Here is a 16,628-nt window from a genome sequence, read left to right as displayed (position 1 = left end):
ATTAAACCATAATACAATGAAGAAAGATCTACAACAAAAAACAGATGATTTAAGCCATAAATTACCTGAAGCGGAAAATCCGTACCAGCTTTCGAAACTTAAATTAACAAAAGTAGAAAAATGGGCTGCTGGCGTTCCTGCGGTTATGGCTGCGGTAAGCGATCTTATAGAAGATAAAACCATTCTAAGAGGCGGAAAAGCTTTGTTCAAGATGAATCAAATGGGCGGTTTTGACTGTTCCAGCTGCGCATGGCCAGATCCTGATGATGATCGATCTCCTTTGGGCGAATATTGTGAAAATGGAGCAAAAGCTTTGGCTGAAGAAGCTACAACCAAAAAAGTTGATGCTGCTTTCTTTAAAGAAAACTCTGTTTACAGCCTTTCAAAATTGGACGATTACCAAATTGGAAAAATGGGAAGATTGACCGAGCCGATGTATTTGCCTGTTGGCGGTACACATTATCAGCCCATAAGTTGGAATGAGGCTTTTACAAAAATTGCTTCCCATTTAAATGCGCTTGAATCTCCAAATGAAGCGGCCTTTTATACTTCGGGAAGAACCAGTAATGAAGCTTCCTTTCTTTATCAGCTTTTTGCAAAAGAATTTGGAACCAATAATATGCCAGATTGTTCCAATATGTGCCACGAAACCTCTGGAACAGCTTTGAAAACTACAATCGGAATTGGAAAAGGAACGGTTACTTTAGAAGATTTTTATGATACCGATGTGATTGTGATAATCGGACAGAATCCAGGAACAAATGCTCCAAGAATGCTGAGTGCTTTAGAAAAGGGCAAAAAAAATGGTGCAAAAATTATTGCCGTTAATCCGTTACCCGAAGCTGGCTTAATGGGATTCCATAATCCGCAAGCTATAAAAGGCATAATTGGATCAGGCGGAAAACTTACCGATCTTTTTCTTCCAATAAAAATTAACGGCGATATGGCACTTTTAAAAGCTATTGAACTTTTGCTAATTGAATTGGAAAAGAAAAACCCAGGTGAAGTTTTTGATCATGAATTTATCAAAGACAAAACAACTGGTTTTGAAAATTTTGAGAAACAGTTTGAAAATTTAGACTTGGATCATCTTGCCTTTCTATCTGGAGTTCCAAAAGATTTAATTATCGAAGCTGCAGAAATACTGGCTTTCAAAAAAAGAATTATCATTTGCTGGGGAATGGGACTTACCCAGCAGCCAAATGGTGTCGATATGATCCGAGAGATTGTTAATATTTTATTGATTAAAGGAAGTATTGGTAAACCCGGCGCAGGAGTCTGTCCCGTTCGCGGACACAGTAATGTTCAAGGAAACAGAACCATGCTTATTGATGAAAAACCTACAAATGAACAATTAGATCGTCTTCAAACTTACTTTGGATTTAATCCGCCGAGAAATCATGGTTATGATGTGGTTGGAACGATAAAAGCGATTCATGACGAGAAAGTAAAATTTATGTTCTGCATGGGCGGTAATTTTCTATCGGCGGCACCAGATACGACTTATACCGCAGAAGCATTTCGAAAACTGAAACTGCTGGTATGCGTCTCAACAAAACTCAACAGAGGCCATCTGGTACATGGAAAAGAATCACTTATCCTTCCTACGCTTTCCCGAAGTGATATGGATATCGTTAACGGAGAAGTGCAGATTATCAGTACAGAAAATTCTATGGGCGTGGTGCAGTCTTCAAAAGGCGTGCTTAAACCTATCTCGGATCAGTTGATAAACGAAACTCAAATTGTCTGCCGAATGGCAATGGCGGTTCTTGGAGATAAATCAGTTATCGACTGGAAGCGATACCACAACAGTTATAATGATGTGAGAGAAGCTATTGAAAATTGCATTCCAGGTTTTGAAAATTACAATAGTAGAGTTCGCGAAAAAGGCGGTTTTTATTTGCCTAATGCTCCTCGTCATGGTCAATTTACTGCTAAAGAATCAGCTGATCGTGCGGCATTTACTTTAACAGAAATTCCAGATAATGAATTGGAACCAGATGAATATATGATGGCCACAACTCGTACGCATGACCAGTTTAATACTACTATTTATGGTATGGATGACCGCTATAGGGGAATAAAAAATGAACGCCGTGTTATTTTCATGAATCAAAATGATATTGATAAAGCAGGATTTAAAGCGGGAGACAAAGTAGATCTCTTTAATTATAATGATGGCATAGAAAGAATTGCACCTTTATTCCTTATTGTTTCTTATCAAATTCCAGAGCGAAATACGGTCACTTATTTTCCTGAAACCAATGTTTTGGTTTCTGTAAATAATGTAGTGAAAGAAAGCAATATGCCAGCTTCTAAATACGTAAAAATAAAAGTAAAAAAACACGATCCTGCCATTTACGAAAAGATAAAACACATGTAATTCTTTTCAATACGATATGTTTAGCGGAAGACTTTTAGTAGCGTTTCTCTTAAATTAAGAAAACAAAAAATCATTACTTAATCTAGGTTAATCGACTGCTCTACTCTTCCTATATAAATTTGTCAAAGAAATCTAAGTCAAATAAAAAATGATAAAAACTTAGAATTTAACGACAATACCAAAATTAGGATACTCTTAATTTTATTAATCTTAAAACAAAAAAAATGAGCACAATTACAGTAAAAGACGGAACAGAAATTTATTATAAAGATTGGGGAACAGGACAACCTATCGTTTTTCACCACGGATGGCCTTTATCAGCAGACGACTGGGATGCGCAAATGATGTTTTTCTTAAAACAAGGATATAGAGTTATTGCTCATGACAGACGCGGACACGGTCGTTCTGGTCAAAGTTCTGAAGGCAACAATATGGAAACCTATGCTGCAGACGTAGCAGAATTGACCGCAGCACTAGACTTAAAAGATGCGATTCATATTGGCCACTCAACTGGCGGAGGGGAAGTAATTCGTTACGCAGCAAAATATGGAAAAGGACGTGTTTCTAAAGCCATTATTATTAGTGCTGTTACGCCAATCATGATCAAAAATGAGGCAAATCCTGATGGTGTCCCATTGTCTGTTTTTGACGAAATTAGAGAAGGAACGGGATTTAGCAGAGCACAATATTTTTATGATTTCCCAATCGCTTTCTACGGATGGAACCGCGAAGGAAAAACAATTCAAGAAGGTATCAAACACAATTGGTGGCGTCAAGGAATGATGGGTTCTGTACTGGCTCACTATGAAGGTATTAAAGCTTTCTCTGAATCCGATTTCACAGAAGATTTGAAAAGTTTAGACATACCTGTATTGGTTCTTCACGGAGAAGATGATCAGATCGTACCATATAATCAGGCTCCTAAAGCTGCAGCTCTTTTGAAAAATGGAAAATTAATTTCTTATCCTGGATTTCCTCATGGTATGCCTACAACAGAGGCAGAAACTATTAATAAAGATATTTTAGAATTTATCAAATCTTAAATATATCCTGATTTTTTAAATAAAAGCCTCCAGTCTACATTTTGATTCTGGAGGTTTTTATTTTTGATTTCTTTGATGATCTGTTGTCTAAAAATTAAATTGTTTTCGTGTTTAAACATTTGATATCATAATCGAATAACAAAATAGATAAAACTTTACTCATAACAAATATGTAAAGCAGTAAATCAAATTTTGTGGCAAATTCGTAGCATATGAGATTTGGAGTGGATATCTTTTTTGACGCAAAAATTTAAGGAAGTTTTTAATAAAAGAATTTAACTATCTGCTTTTTGATACTACATTTTTCACTCAATCCCCAACAGGACATCCAAACCAAATTCTTTAAGCTAATGCAAGACAGCCTTTACCAGTAGTAAGCCAATCTCTTCAAATCTTCCATAAAATTTATAGAAATTTGTCCTGTCCCCGTCACAAAGCCAAATGGCGCCAATTGAAGACAATTGGCGCCATTTTTTATTACTCTATAAATAACTTAACTCGTTTTTGTTGATCAAAACAAAAGCCTTTGGATTGATAGAACTAACGCATTAAAAACCAGCTTTTCTATATGCTGGTCCATTATATTCTATATCCGCCCGAAACTTCTATTCGCTGCGCATTAATCCATTTGGAATCATCAGAACAAAGAAAGGCTACTACACTTCCAATATCATCGGGCAAGCCGACTCTTGCTAAAGCAGTTTCAGAAGCCAGATGTTTATTCAAATCTGAAATATCACGTACAACACCCCCGCCAAAATCAGTTTCAATAGCCCCTGGAGCTACGGAATTGACTCTTATTTTTCTGCTTCCCAATTCCAATGCCTGGTATCTTGATAATGAATCGACTGCAGCTTTCATCGCGCCATAAACGGAATATCCAGCAAAAGAAAATCTTGCCAGACCGGAAGACGTATTTACGATGCTGCTGCCGTCATTCAGTAATGGTAATAGTTTTTGAGTTAAGAAATATGGGCCTTTGAAATGGATATTTGTCATTGCATCCAAAATTTCTTCTGTTGTTGTTTCAAAACTTTGGTTAATTCCGATACCCGCATTGTTTACTAGCGCATCTAATTTTGCAGAAGAAAATTGAGCATCTAAAACATCTTTTACTTCAGTTACAAATTGGTCAAAACCGGCAGTTGAAGAAATGTCCAAAGGCAATGAAAACGCTTTTTGTCCAATAGTTTCAATTTCTTTTACCACCTGGTCCGCAAATTCTTTTTTGGTCTGATAGGTAAGGATGATATGAAATCCTTTTTTCGCCAGCTGTAAAGCCGAATCTTTTCCAAGTCCGCGACTTGCGCCTGTTACTAATGCTATTTTATTTTGATTGTTTGACATTTTTTATTGTTTTTAACTTTGTGTATTTTTAAATAATTCTTTATTCAGTATATCTCTTACTTTTTTTATGATATTTACCACTTTTAATTTAATATGTTTGCCCTGAATTCATTTGGCGCGCTCCCTACTTCTTTTTTAAAAAGGCGTGAAAAATAAGTCGTATTTTCGAAACCAAGCAGATGAGAAATTTCAGTTATATTCAGTTCGCCTTCGGTCAGTAAGTTTTTTGCCTCGCCGATTAGAAAAAGATGAATAAGCTCCAGGGCAGTCTTTCCTGTTTCCTGTTTGAGCAAATCAGTTAAATAACGGGAAGATATATTCAACTTTTCTGCCATGAGAGATACCGTTGGTAATCCAATATTTTTTGTTTTTCTTTCTTCAAAATTAGCAGCAAGCAAAGCGTTAAACTTCGTAACTGTAGAACCGGTGAGCTCTGTACGGTTTATAAACTGCCTTTTATAAAAGCGCTGTGAATATTTAAGCATGGAATCCAGATGACTTACGATAATAGCTTTGCTGAGTTCATCAGTATTGTTGTTGTACTCTTTTTCAATATTGAAATACAGATTCCAAATGATATCCTCCTCGGCAGGTGAAAGATGTAAAGCCTCATTAACCTCGTAATCAAAATAACTATATTTCCTGATTTCGTTGTAAAGGACTGTTCCCGGTAAAAAGTCTTCATGAATCATAATTAGAAATCCCTTTTCCTCTAGTTCCACATTTTTAAAGACTACTTTCTGCTGGGGCTTTGTAAAGGACATGGAGCCGCGGTCATGGTCATATTTTGTTTTGCCATACTGCATGCTTCCAGATTTCAATTTTTTAAATCCTATAATATAAAATTCAGATGAAAACTCTAGAATACTATTACCGCTGCAACTGTCCCGTTCACCATATACGGCACTAAAGAGCGGGTGCTGGGGAGGTTTGATATCGAGCGCTTCATGCAGATCGCTGATTTTTTTGAAATGTATCATTGTTCTTAATTGTAAAAACAGATCCGGTAAATTTAGATTCTGCTAATTTAAACTTCCATTAACCATGTGCCGCCACCGACACATCCTGCCATGATTCCCATGTTTTCAGTCTTTCTGAGTAAGTGTGCTGCACCCAGGGAAAAGCAGTTTTTCCCAACAGTAATCTGAGTGGCGGATTTTCAGAATAAACAAGCTTGACAAGAGCTTTGGCAGTGGCTGCAGGGTTACCTGAATCCTGCTCGCCAGCATGCTGATAAAAATCTTTTCGTACACCGTCGTAAACTGGTATTGATTCGCTGAGTGCAAGAGAAGTGGTCCCGAAGAAATCTGTAGAAAAACCACCTGGTTCTACTATGGTAACTTTAATGCCAAATCCGCTTACTTCACCCGCGAGTGTTTCAGTAAGACCTTCAACAGCGAATTTTGTTGCACTATACAGCCCCATTAATGATACCGTATTCAAACCCAGCGCACTTGAAAGCTGAATGATATGTCCTGATTTTTGCTGGCGCATGATAGGCAGAACTGCCTGAATAGTCCATAATGATCCCAGTACATTAGTTTCAAACTGAGTTCTTACGTCCTGCTCTTTTAATTCCTCTACTGCCCCTATGTGTCCAAAACCGGCATTGTTTATTAACACGTCGATACTGCCAAAGTGCTTTTTTGCAGTTTCAATTGCCTCAAAACTTTCGTTTCGATCAGTAACATCAAGTTTTAGCACTAAAAGAGATGATGAAAATTCTTTATTAAGCTTGGTTAGTGTTTCAGGATTGCGAACAGCCGCAACTACATTATCGCCGCGTTTTAAAAATGCCTCTGCCCAAATTCTTCCGAATCCACGGGAGGCACCTGTTATAAAAATTGTTTTTGCCATGATATTAATTCTTAATATTTTGATATGGACAAAGTTCGCACAGATAGTACAGACGGTTATGATACAAAAGTAGGCAATAATGAAACATTTTAACGGAATTGTAATGGCTCTGGTTCACTGTTTCAAAGATGAATCTAAAAAAAAACAAAATCCCATCTCATTTAGTGAGAGGGATTTTGCAGTTCAGTAATTATAATTTATTTTAACTTAGGATTTTTTTGAAACAATCCTCTATTGTATTGTACTACATCTGGATGTGATGGATAGTAAGGCAGGGCAGAAAGATCAGCTATGGCCTTATCTCTTAATGACGGTGCTGCTTCTTTTACACCATCAGATAATGCCTGTTTTAATTCTTCTTCATTAAGTTCAGTGCAGTAAGCAGGAGTTCCAGGCTGATGTCTCCAAGATTCAGAAAGTCTGCCCGAGTCAACTGCATCGTAACCGGCATCATTAACTAATGCGGCAATTACTTTTTTAGCCTGCGGATCATCACCCGCTACAGCCATTGCTATTCTGTCTTCAGCACCGCTGTTTTTTCCGCCGTTTGCCAGCGTCTCTGCCAGCAAATTATTGAAAGCTTTTACAACAGGCCTTCCCAATTGCTCGGATACCCAGATACTTTCTACTTTTCCGTTTTTAATGTCTTCAATATCGGCATCACGGAACGGATAATAATTGGATGTGTCTACCACAATTACATTTTCCGGAACGCCTGCCAGCAAATCTTTAGGCAAAGTTGGTATTGCTATAGTAGGCAGTGATAAAATAATGACATCTACATCTTTTACAACATTCTTTAGTGTTGCAGCTTCAACACCTAACTCCTCAGCACGGGTCTGTAATTTATCAGCCTGATCTGTATTATTCACTTTCACTTCATGACCGGCTTGTGCCATTTTTTTTGCGATCGTACCGCCTATTGCTCCGGTACCTATTATTCCTATTTTCATATTATATAAGTTTCATTTGTTATAATTTTCAATTTAAACCCTTGGATCAATTCCATACTGATCCGGAACTCCAAGGTGTCCGCGCAAAGTTTTGCTTTCATACTCTTTGTGGAAAAGCCCTCGCTCCTGCAGCAGCGGAACAACCTGATCAACAAAGGCATCAATTCCATCCGAATTAACATCAGGTGAAATCCAAAACCCATCCGCAGCACCGGCTTCATACCAAGCCTGCATATGATCAGCCGCTTCTACGCCCGGCCCTGCAATTACAGGATGGTAATCTATCACGCCGTGAGCAAGAATATCAAGAACGGACCAGCCTTGCCTAGCAATTTTCAATGCATTGGAAGAACGAGGATCATAAGGAGATGGACGGGCATTTTCCAGCTGTGATTCTGAAATTGGTTCATTTATCAAGGAAAGATCAAGTGGAATACCTAGCATTTTTTGCAGGTACTCAAATTTTTGTATAAGTGAACTGCCTCCTAATTGTATTCGGCGATCGAGCGCCGTGCGTCTGTCCTTCGCAATGGTGGTCATCAGTCCGGCAATGTATTTGATTTCATCCGGATCACGACCGTAACTTTTTGCTGCCGCTCTAAATGCATTACGTTGCGCTCTTGCATCTTCAATTGTAAATGCTGCACCTATTACCACATTAGCAAAGCGTCCTGCCAACTGATGTGCATTGGGGCTGCCGCCTGCGTGAAAGATAATTGGCTGTCCCTGCTCTGACGGCGGAATGTATAAAGGTCCTCTTGAACCGACGTATTTACCTTGTAAATTGATTGGAAGAATCTGATCTTTCTTTGCAAACTGCCCACTGTTTTGGTTGTGTATCCAGGCATCTTTTCCCCAGCTCCCCCAAAGTGATTGAATGAGTTGGACAGCCTCATGGGCACGTCCATAACGATCTTGGCTCGACGGAATTCTTTTTCCGTAATTGGCTGCAACATCTTCCCCGCTTGATGTAATTGCATTCCATCCGGCCCTGCCATGACTCATAATGTCCAAGGCCTTAAATTGTCTGGCTAGATTAAAGGGTTCATTAAAAGTGGTTGATCCGGTAGCGACCAATCCAATATATTGAGTTTCTCTGGCAACAGCGGCGAGGGTCATCATCACATCAAGATTGAAAACGGGAGATTCAGTTTCAATATCTGTCATAACTGCACCGGGACCATCCGGCAAAAATATAAATTGAAATTTTCCACGCTCTGCAGCCTGAGCCTGCTTTACACGGATATCAAAACTCGTGTAGCTTTCGGGATCAACTCCCGGCATACGCCAAGCCCCTGATTGAGATCCGTATCCATTTCCAAGATGAAGTCCAATAAGCATTTTTCCTACAGCATTCATAAATTGAATATTTTGATTAATTATATTGCAAAATTAAACAAAATCACTTTCCTTTGTATAGCTCTTTCCTAAAGGAAAGCGAAATAAATAATTTATCATGCCGAAAAAGAAACCTTATTGTGAGTGCCTAAATACCGTTAAGCCAGTACGGGACACACTTGAAGTAATTAATGGAAAATGGAAATTATCCATCATTATTTCTGTAGGTGTAGGAAACAGCCGATTTACTGAAATTCAAGAGAGCATTCCAGGATTAACTCCCAAAGTACTTTCAAAAGAACTTAAGGAACTTGAACAGCACCAGCTGATCAAACGGATTATAACGAACGATTATCCTGTCAAAATATCATATTGCTTAGAACCCTATGCAGATACCTTGACCCCTATTATCTACGCTATGAAAGATTGGGGATTAAACCATAAGAAGAAAATTTTTCAAGAAAGATAATATTGCAGAAATTTAATTACTTAGCTAATGCTTATGTTTACAAAATGTAGCTACATTTATTTTTGGCCTTTAGGTGAATATAAAATTATCTGAATAAATTTTATGCTAAAATCATGTATAAGCTGCGTAAACTCTACTTCAATCCCCAAAAGGACATCTAAACCAAATTACCAAAGCCACTGGAAGACAGATAACTACATATAATAAGCCACTTTTTCAAATCCTCCAAAAAAGATGTTGTAATTTGTCCCGTTCTTCACTTAAGGAGATAACTATTAAATAGTTGTCTCTTTTTTTATATACAAACATATAGATTTTTCAAGCCTTTACGACCTAATATTTTATGGTTCGAATTTTTCACAAGGAATCCTTAGTCTGTTCTAAATAAACAGTCTAAAGTGGCTTTATCTGAGATTTAATCGGAGCTGAACTATGGTTAGAAGTCCCGATAGGGATAAATTGAATAAGATATCTTTTATTGTTTTTTTACTGCTGGCACATTCCACTTTCCATTTATCATTTCTTCCTTTGGCCAATAAACGCGAAGCATAAAATTAAAAGGTGCTTTTGGTGCGGGCAGCCAATTATTCATTTTTTCTTTTTCAGGTGTTTCATTTTGAATATAAATATCTACAGAACCATCTTTATTTATCTTTAATGGATTTCTATCTCCAATTGAATAACGATTCAATGCATTATCATAGAAAAACCCCTTGGAATCATAAAGTGTTAAACTCCAGAACGCATTAGAAGGTGGAGTTTGCCCTTTATCAAAATGCAGAACATATTTGTGTTTTGACCCATCGTACGGGTCGCCATCTGCGTCTATTGAAGAAGAAGGATACATAGCATCCTTGTCAAGATTTGCTCCCCAGCCGGTGTATGCAATACCTGCACGAAACTTATACTTAGTACCATAATCGCCTAGCCCATGTTCCAATGACCATCCATTTATGAGCTTGCTGGAATTAAATCCATTTTTTCCCATTTCAACTTTAGCCCAATTAGAAATTACTGCTATTGAATCTTGTACAGCTTTTGAAAATTTAGAAATATCAAATTTTAATCCAGGCGCGATTCCGATTGAAGCTAATTTTTTCATTATAATAGAATCTTTACTTTGAGCAGGATTAATAACCAATAGCTTATTAAAAGTATTAAAGAAATCTACTGTTGACATTTCTATAACAACATCTCCGGGAGCCTTGCGAGGAACAGAAGGATCAACCTTTCCTTTTGGAGCTAAATACGATTTTCCGTATGAACTTAAAGGGATTATTTTATAGCCCTCTTGAATTTTTCGCACTGTAGTTGCACCATCTTCCTTACTGTTAACTTGCGTACGGCCAAGAAGTACGATCATATTAGTAGGTGCTTTTACTTGTTTAATACCTGAAGGAACATTTCCTTTCCATTCTGGTCCTGTAAGCAAATAAGTTTGTTCTTGAGTGCCTGTATTTCTTTTACCTGGACAAAAAAACACGTTAGACCACGCGTCCAGCAATGGCATAAGATAGTATCTGCCATTAGTATTTGGAATTTGAAATACAAGCGGTTCTTTTTCTAAATTCATCCAACACGATGTATAATACGTGTCGACATTCATTCTGATAACAGTATGATCTTTAGCGTCAGGAAAATGACTCGCACTTACTATTTGATTAATGGGAGCCATCATTGGTCCATTATTACGAACAATTGTTTCTGTATTAACCATTAACTGCTGAGTCGAATTAAAAAGGATCATAGGATAAGCAAATTCATACGCCTCTTTAAAAGTTTGAATAATTTCCTTATCACTTAAAGTTCCTTGATTATTTTGTAAAGAACCTTTCTTATTGTTACAAGAAAAGATTACGGCAGTAAAAACAACGAAAATGACTTTTCTATTCATAAAAACATTTTTTAAATTAGTGAACTTAGCAAATCATATTATCCCTTTCAACAAATGCACGCTATTTTTGTTTATTAAAAATAACACAACACTATGATCGCTTTCCTTTTCATAATTTGGATTTACAATATAAATACTAAAATATATAGGAACGAAAATTGAATCCAATTAAAGGTAGAAAATTGTAATAATTTTACCGATAAATTATAACATTAGTATGTTGCAAATTATAATTTGCAACAAGAAAGAATTGATTTCTTATTCAACCTGTATATAAAAAGAATAAAGAGAATTATATATTATCCAATAGTATTGAAATCGAAGAGCTTTCAAAAATTAAAAATTAGAAAAATTTTACATTAATCCCCAACAGGACATCCAAACCAAATTACCAAAGCCACTGGAAGACAGATAACTACATATAATAAGCCAATTTCTTCAAATCATCCAAAAAAAATGTTGAAATTTGTCCTGTCGGGGTCACAAAGCCAAATGGCGCCAATTAAAGACAATTGGCGCCATTTTTTTATTAAACATAATTGCTGATGGACTACAGCTGAAAATTGATTTATTCCTATAGCCTTTAGCATTTTTTTTAGCCCCGATAGCAGTGGAAATCCTTCTGCGCCGGGGTTCGGCGCTAAAGATTGAAACGCATAGCGGGAACAGCTCCCAAAAAATAATATTATATACAATCTAAAAAGCCAAACAACAACAACAACAACAACAACAACAACAACAACAACAACAACAACAACAACAACAACAACAACAACAACAACAACAACAACAACAACAACAACAACAACAACAACAACAACAACAACAACAACAGTGAATAGAACAATAAAAAACCTTACAGGCTATCTGGCAGAAAACCCAAAAAAACTTTTCCTTATTGACTCTGCAGGAGCGGCCCTGACGGCATTTTTAATGTTTATAATACTGCGGCACTTTGACGCATATTTTGGAATGCCCAAAACCGTACTGGCCTGCCTCTTGGCCACGGCAGTCTGTTTTTGTATTTATTCGGCCGCGTGCTTTTTATTTTTAAAAAAGACCCCGGATACTGTTCATAAGGATTATAGGCCTTGCAAACCTGCTTTACTGCGCGGCTGTAATCGGACTTGTGATTCAATACCGCCATGTACTGACCATAATCGGGATGGGATATTTTCTGGCTGAAGCAGCAGTTATCTGCACGCTGGGCTGTATCGAGCTCAGTACGGCAAAGGAAATAAAAAAAAGAGCGGCCCGCAGCTAAACGACCAGCAGAAAAACACTGTAAATATATTGCCAGGGATAATGACGGCGGGAAATCTGTATAACATCCCCTGAAAAACACCGCAGTTATTTAAATTCTGGATGAGCCATACGGTTCGCTTTAAATTACAGGACAAGACAATAATATCCTTATTCTGCAGTTTAATACCTATGCCGTGCAGATGCGGCCAATAAACCGATAAGAAGATTCATAAAACAGCTAATCTGCTGTATTTCAAAATACCGGCAGTGCCCTGCTGATAATTTAAATAAACATTTTTTGGAAGATTATGTTTATGGACAGGCCCGTCTTTATAGATCTATACTGACGGGTTTTATTTTTGCGTCCCGCAGGCCGGCCGGGGCGATATGCCCCCGCCCTTGACAGGACAGGGATTTTTATTTATTTTTGCCCTGTGAATCCTGAAGAAATCAAACGCTATTTTGAGCATAATCCACCGCCCAAGGAAGTAAGACTGGCTCCGTGGGCCAATATCACCGATACGCAGGTTTTTCTGAGTAGCTGCTACAGCACCATCAAAAACTTTAACGGTCCCGTGGACAGATGTCCGGCATGGTGGCATCTGAGGGATTTCTACCTGCTGGTAAAGAAAACCCAGAAGCCAGACGCGTCAGATCCGCAGCCTGAAGAGCTGGCTGCGGACTAAAGCCGAATGAAACAGCCCCGCACTTTTCTGCAGGGTTCTTTTATATATTAAAAGACTAGTTAAGAATGGAATAGATTTTATTTTTAGGCTATCTAATAAAATTATAAGTTATAGAATGTAACATTGTGCGATACTCCCTCAGCCCCGATTGCTCCGCCATTTCGCTTCGCTTGTGTGCATCGGATAGCGGGAAAAGCTCCTGAAAAAATTAAACTTAAAAAATTATACCCCACATACCTGCAATAATCCTCTACTTTTGCAGTTCAAAACTTATTACTCACAAACGGCGCAAAACATCAATTCTGCCAGACTAAACACAGCTGTAGGGAGATCACGAAAAATGAAGAAGTTTACAATTAAGAAACAACAAGGCGATAACTGGCTGGTATCCCACAACGAGTTCCCGAAATTCAACTGTCTCTTTGAAGATAAAAAATTCAACTACCAGAGAACCATCACAGGATTGTCTGACCCCACGGGAAATCCAGAGGAAATCCAGCTGCTTGAGAAAATGGAAAAATGGCTCTCGCTGCACCACAGCGAAAAAATAAACGGCTGACACTTCTAAACCCCCTTAGGAGTCCCCTTGTGATATGTTCTTTTCTGAAACAAAAAATAATTTTCTGACCGGCCCCAATAAAGTTTTGGCCCAGTGAAGAAAAAAAACTTTCTTGAGCACCAGCACAAAGCCGGCAAAAGAACTCGGTTTCTGCACATAAAGGTCCGCCCCCTTCCCAAAGGCATCTTCAATATCCAAGGGATGGTCCCAGGTGGAGAGCATAACGGCCGGGATGTCCCGAAGCTCATCGTCTTTCTTTATTTCTTCCAGCGCCTGTTTCCCCTCCTTAACGGGCATATTGACATCAATAAAAATAATATCCGGATTGGGCTGGGAATCATCTCTCAAGCTATCCAGGAGCTGCTGCCCGTTCTCAACTGTAGTAACCTCAGAAGGGACATCGGTTTCCCCAATGGCATCAATAAACAATTCCTGGTCCTCGGTATCATCCTCGGCCAGCAGGATCTTTACAGGCTCTTTTTCATTTTGCCCCTCAGGGGCCGTGCTGGAATTATCGGAACTTATCATATTGGAGCGGTTTTTACCTGTCAAATGTAGCGCAAAAATGCTTAAAAGATTCCCATTGGCCGATAATATTGAAAGCGGCGGGATATCCGGCACATAAGGGCTCCTCAGATCATCATTCCCTGTTGTGCATTATAAGGAAAAACGGTTTTCGGTTCTTTGGCGCCAAAACAAAAAAATGCCCGCCTGGGTACAGCAGGCGGGCATGGGTAATAATCCTGGTCAAATTGAGTTAAGCCGGTTAATCTATTGTTATGGTCTCAGAGAGGTTCTCACTGCTGATAAAGGCCGCTATATATTGCCGCACTTCATTTTGTTTATCTGGCGGGGTCTCAAAAGTGTTGAGATGATACTGCTGGTCCTGGTCCATGATGTGGATAATCTCGGTATAGCCTTTTGAAATGAGGCTTCCTTTTAATTTAATTACCCTGAGCTGCTGGCGGGGTTCCAGATCCTTTTTCACCCTGAATCGTACTTGTTTGTGCATTGTAAAAAATTCCGTTTATAAACCGCTGTGATTATAAATCAAATATAGTGATTAAAAAGGCTGCCCGGTCATGCCTGAATGTTAAAAAATATCCCGCACGGCCTAAAGCGCAGTGCTTTGCTGCTTTAAGGGCAGGCGGACCGTAAAGACGGCCCCCTTGTCCTTTTCCCCTGATGCTGTGATGGTCCCCCCGTGGCGCTCCACAATCTTTCTGCAGAGTGACAGCCCAAGACCGCTGCCTTCGTACTGGTCCTTGGAATGAAGGCGCTCAAAGGCCGTGAAGATCCGCTCGCTGTATGCCTTATCAATGCCGATTCCGTTGTCCTCAATGCAGACCTGCACCAGATCCCCGCCGCTGCCCTGAACCAGACTGCTGCTGATAATGACCTTTGGAGGAATTTCCGCCCTTGAAAACTTAAGGGCATTGTGCACCAGGTTGTAGAAAAGCTGCTGGATCAGGATCCTTGCCCCTTGAATCTCAGGGAGCTCAGAGCTGATAAGGACCGCATTTTTCTCCTGTATGACCAGCTCAAGGTCGGTCTTGATCCCTTCCAGGATCCTGTTAAGGTCAATGCGCTCAACGGGCTGTTTTTTCTTGTCTGCGGCGGAATACGCCAGTATGCCTTCAATGACATTCTGCATCCTGTGGACGGAATGTTCGATCTTTCCCATATACCATTCCAGCCTCTGGCTAAACTCAGACTGCATTTCATCGCGCATCCGGCTGATAAAGGTTTTGACCTTGCGCACCGGCTCCCTGAGGTCATGGCTGACCAGATTGGCAAAATGCTGCAGATCGTCATTGGAACGCTGAAGCTCCTGGGTAGTTTCGCGGGCCTCTTTTCGAAGCTGCTCCTCCAGGGTCTTCCGGCGGTCTATATCCTCGATAATGCCGGTGATTTTAACCGGCTTCCCGTTCTCATCTCTGATTATTTTACCGGTGATATTGGTCCATCGCAGCGATTTGTCCTCATTTATGATCCTGGCCTGATAGGAAATCACCCCGCTCTGCTGGGCATCAAGGTGGGCTTTCTCACGCACTGCTATATCATCGGGATGAAGCTTTGATATGATCTTTTCATTTGTAATGGTATCTTTTATATCCCAGATAGAACTGAAGTTGCCCGAAGTCGCTATGGACTGGGACAGCAGGTCTATTTCGTAGGTGCCCATCCCCGATGCCTCAACGGCCATGCGAAGCTGCTCTTCGGAACTCTGCACTTTTTCCTTTGCCAGATGAAGATCGGTGATATCCATCCCAGTGTTCATCACCCCATAGACAAGTTCCTGCTGATCGAAAAGGGGCATAAAGCAGTAATTGAAATAAAAAGTCTTCTGCTGCCCGTCAATTACAATATCCACCCTTTTATCCTTGGCATGAAATGCGCTGCCGGTTCTATAAACCTCAAGGGCCTGTTCAAAAATGCGCTGCTTCCCAAGCTCGGGAAGCACCTCAATATAGCTTCGTCCAAGCACCTTATCGCCTTTGCCCCAGGTTTTTATCATCGCCAGATTGGCCAGTTCTATCTTTAATTCACTGCCGGTATACACCCCTATGGGCAGCGGGGCATTATCCACTATATCTCTTAAAAGCTGTAAAGTTCTTTCCATGGCTGCAGTCTATTTTTAAAACGAATATACAGGTTTTTAATGCCCAGGATGTTACATGCAGCTTTAATATTATTCCACAATTTCCACCGCAGAGGCCTGCCTTTGTCTTTACTGCAGGCTTTAGGGGGAAGAAAACAGATAAAAAAAAACAGCCCAGGAAAAATGCACGGCGGCAAAATGCGGCACGGCGGCCTAAAAACGTAATCTTCCATTTTACACTTCCATCTGTTT

General features: G+C 39.4%; 14 protein-coding genes. 5 read left to right on the top strand and 9 right to left on the bottom strand.

Annotated elements, in window-relative coordinates; genetic code table 11:
• Positions 1-16 precede the first annotated feature (16 nt).
• Positions 17-2,383 carry an FdhF/YdeP family oxidoreductase gene (locus tag ACFS3A_RS09790; RefSeq protein WP_289660407.1) on the top strand — a complete coding sequence of 789 codons (2,367 nt, stop codon included), beginning with the start codon at positions 17-19 and terminating at the stop codon, positions 2,381-2,383.
• A gap of 224 nt (positions 2,384-2,607) precedes the next feature.
• Positions 2,608-3,426: an alpha/beta fold hydrolase gene (locus ACFS3A_RS09785; RefSeq protein WP_289660408.1), complete on the top strand. Its 819-nt coding sequence runs from the start codon at positions 2,608-2,610 to the stop codon at positions 3,424-3,426.
• 579 nt (positions 3,427-4,005) lie between these two features.
• On the opposite strand, the gene ACFS3A_RS09780 is transcribed toward ACFS3A_RS09785, so the two are convergent.
• The 5 genes from ACFS3A_RS09780 to ACFS3A_RS09760 form a co-directional block, all read right to left on the bottom strand.
• Complete coding sequence (locus ACFS3A_RS09780) at positions 4,006-4,773, bottom strand: SDR family NAD(P)-dependent oxidoreductase (RefSeq protein ID WP_289660409.1); 768 nt, start codon at positions 4,771-4,773, stop codon at positions 4,006-4,008.
• Between the two features lie 83 nt (positions 4,774-4,856).
• Complete coding sequence (locus ACFS3A_RS09775) at positions 4,857-5,753, bottom strand: helix-turn-helix domain-containing protein (RefSeq protein ID WP_289660410.1); 897 nt, start codon at positions 5,751-5,753, stop codon at positions 4,857-4,859.
• A 58-nt stretch (positions 5,754-5,811) separates the two neighbouring features.
• The gene (locus ACFS3A_RS09770; protein WP_289660412.1) at positions 5,812-6,630 is read right to left on the bottom strand and encodes an SDR family NAD(P)-dependent oxidoreductase; all 819 of its coding nucleotides are present in this window, start codon (positions 6,628-6,630) and stop codon (positions 5,812-5,814) included.
• A gap of 197 nt (positions 6,631-6,827) precedes the next feature.
• Positions 6,828-7,583 (bottom strand): NADPH-dependent F420 reductase, encoded by a 756-nt coding sequence (locus ACFS3A_RS09765; RefSeq protein ID WP_289660414.1) that lies wholly within the window; start codon positions 7,581-7,583, stop codon positions 6,828-6,830.
• A 33-nt stretch (positions 7,584-7,616) separates the two neighbouring features.
• Positions 7,617-8,942, bottom strand: coding sequence for an NtaA/DmoA family FMN-dependent monooxygenase (locus ACFS3A_RS09760; protein WP_289660416.1), 1,326 nt, complete (start codon positions 8,940-8,942; stop codon positions 7,617-7,619).
• A gap of 97 nt (positions 8,943-9,039) precedes the next feature.
• Between ACFS3A_RS09760 and ACFS3A_RS09755 the strand changes: the two genes are divergently transcribed.
• Positions 9,040-9,390, top strand: coding sequence for a winged helix-turn-helix transcriptional regulator (locus tag ACFS3A_RS09755; protein WP_089051453.1), 351 nt, complete (start codon positions 9,040-9,042; stop codon positions 9,388-9,390).
• A gap of 475 nt (positions 9,391-9,865) precedes the next feature.
• Here ACFS3A_RS09755 and ACFS3A_RS09750 read toward each other — a convergent pair whose 3' ends face one another.
• On the bottom strand, positions 9,866-11,284 hold the full coding sequence (locus tag ACFS3A_RS09750) for a DUF1254 domain-containing protein (RefSeq protein ID WP_379825222.1): 1,419 nt from the start codon (positions 11,282-11,284) through the stop codon (positions 9,866-9,868).
• Positions 11,285-12,963: 1,679 nt separating this feature from the next.
• Between ACFS3A_RS09750 and ACFS3A_RS09745 the strand changes: the two genes are divergently transcribed.
• Together ACFS3A_RS09745 and ACFS3A_RS09740 are read left to right on the top strand one after the other, a co-directional pair.
• Entirely contained in the window at positions 12,964-13,215 is a 252-nt protein-coding gene (locus ACFS3A_RS09745; RefSeq protein WP_289660420.1) for a DUF6965 family protein, read from the top strand.
• Positions 13,216-13,555: 340 nt separating this feature from the next.
• Positions 13,556-13,774: a hypothetical protein gene (locus tag ACFS3A_RS09740; RefSeq protein ID WP_289660421.1), complete on the top strand. Its 219-nt coding sequence runs from the start codon at positions 13,556-13,558 to the stop codon at positions 13,772-13,774.
• A 15-nt stretch (positions 13,775-13,789) separates the two neighbouring features.
• Here the strand turns inward: ACFS3A_RS09740 and ACFS3A_RS09735 are convergent, their stop codons facing one another.
• From ACFS3A_RS09735 to ACFS3A_RS09725, 3 genes are all read right to left on the bottom strand, one after another.
• On the bottom strand, positions 13,790-14,302 hold the full coding sequence (locus tag ACFS3A_RS09735; protein ID WP_289660422.1) for a response regulator: 513 nt from the start codon (positions 14,300-14,302) through the stop codon (positions 13,790-13,792).
• Between the two features lie 238 nt (positions 14,303-14,540).
• Positions 14,541-14,786: a hypothetical protein gene (locus tag ACFS3A_RS09730; RefSeq protein WP_289660423.1), complete on the bottom strand. Its 246-nt coding sequence runs from the start codon at positions 14,784-14,786 to the stop codon at positions 14,541-14,543.
• A gap of 102 nt (positions 14,787-14,888) precedes the next feature.
• A complete protein-coding gene (locus ACFS3A_RS09725) occupies positions 14,889-16,397 on the bottom strand; it encodes a PAS domain-containing sensor histidine kinase (protein ID WP_289660424.1) in 1,509 nt (502 codons plus the stop codon).
• Positions 16,398-16,628 lie beyond the last annotated feature (231 nt).

Origin of the sequence: Flavobacterium notoginsengisoli (assembly GCF_042686225.1) — a bacterium.
GTDB lineage: Bacteria > Bacteroidota > Bacteroidia > Flavobacteriales > Flavobacteriaceae > Flavobacterium > Flavobacterium notoginsengisoli.
This window is presented reverse-complemented; position numbering and strand designations above follow the sequence as displayed.

What these genes read in the sequence shown, in the direction of transcription:
- ACFS3A_RS09790 (WP_289660407.1), top strand. Translation starts at nt 17, where the DNA reads ATGAAGAAAGATCTACAACAAAAAACAGATGATTTAAGCCATAAATTA.
- ACFS3A_RS09785 (WP_289660408.1), top strand. Translation starts at nt 2,608, where the DNA reads ATGAGCACAATTACAGTAAAAGACGGAACAGAAATTTATTATAAAGAT.
- ACFS3A_RS09780 (WP_289660409.1), bottom strand. Translation starts at nt 4,773, where the DNA reads ATGTCAAACAATCAAAATAAAATAGCATTAGTAACAGGCGCAAGTCGC.
- ACFS3A_RS09775 (WP_289660410.1), bottom strand. Translation starts at nt 5,753, where the DNA reads ATGATACATTTCAAAAAAATCAGCGATCTGCATGAAGCGCTCGATATC.
- ACFS3A_RS09770 (WP_289660412.1), bottom strand. Translation starts at nt 6,630, where the DNA reads ATGGCAAAAACAATTTTTATAACAGGTGCCTCCCGTGGATTCGGAAGA.
- ACFS3A_RS09765 (WP_289660414.1), bottom strand. Translation starts at nt 7,583, where the DNA reads ATGAAAATAGGAATAATAGGTACCGGAGCAATAGGCGGTACGATCGCA.
- ACFS3A_RS09760 (WP_289660416.1), bottom strand. Translation starts at nt 8,942, where the DNA reads ATGAATGCTGTAGGAAAAATGCTTATTGGACTTCATCTTGGAAATGGA.
- ACFS3A_RS09755 (WP_089051453.1), top strand. Translation starts at nt 9,040, where the DNA reads ATGCCGAAAAAGAAACCTTATTGTGAGTGCCTAAATACCGTTAAGCCA.
- ACFS3A_RS09750 (WP_379825222.1), bottom strand. Translation starts at nt 11,284, where the DNA reads ATGAATAGAAAAGTCATTTTCGTTGTTTTTACTGCCGTAATCTTTTCT.
- ACFS3A_RS09740 (WP_289660421.1), top strand. Translation starts at nt 13,556, where the DNA reads ATGAAGAAGTTTACAATTAAGAAACAACAAGGCGATAACTGGCTGGTA.
- ACFS3A_RS09735 (WP_289660422.1), bottom strand. Translation starts at nt 14,302, where the DNA reads ATGATAAGTTCCGATAATTCCAGCACGGCCCCTGAGGGGCAAAATGAA.
- ACFS3A_RS09730 (WP_289660423.1), bottom strand. Translation starts at nt 14,786, where the DNA reads ATGCACAAACAAGTACGATTCAGGGTGAAAAAGGATCTGGAACCCCGC.
- ACFS3A_RS09725 (WP_289660424.1), bottom strand. Translation starts at nt 16,397, where the DNA reads ATGGAAAGAACTTTACAGCTTTTAAGAGATATAGTGGATAATGCCCCG.